A 348-nucleotide genomic window follows, 5' to 3' on the forward strand; every position below is an offset into this window, starting at 1 on the left:
GGGTTACATTACATACATAAGCTACATAAACCACATACAACGCAATAAATGGAAATCTATATCTTGCAGCTGTACCATAATTAAAAACTACCAACCCGTATACCGAGAGTGATCCTATAAATAAAACTAACCAAAATATTAATTTATTTATGTTTTTATTCCATGCTTGGATGGTTAACCTAACGACAATAAACATAATAATTACATTCTCGAATGCTTGAATTAGCTGTAAAGGGCTACGCGCCTCCCAAGGAAAGGGCTTTGCAAAAAAATACAAGCCACTGGTCAGCCCCATATAAATAAAGTCTCCTATATCATTAACTAAGGGGACTTCATACACATTAATGC

The 348-nt window shown here is 34.5% G+C and carries 1 protein-coding gene; it reads right to left on the reverse strand.

The genetic code is table 11. From position 1 onward, the window contains the following. On the reverse strand, positions 1-348 hold a 348-nt coding region (locus tag AAEY62_RS20995; RefSeq protein ID WP_350636258.1), incomplete at both ends, for a hypothetical protein.

Origin of the sequence: Pseudoalteromonas sp. GW168-MNA-CIBAN-0100 (assembly GCF_040309225.1) — a bacterium.
In the GTDB taxonomy this organism is placed as follows: Bacteria; Pseudomonadota; Gammaproteobacteria; order Enterobacterales; family Alteromonadaceae; genus Pseudoalteromonas; species Pseudoalteromonas arctica.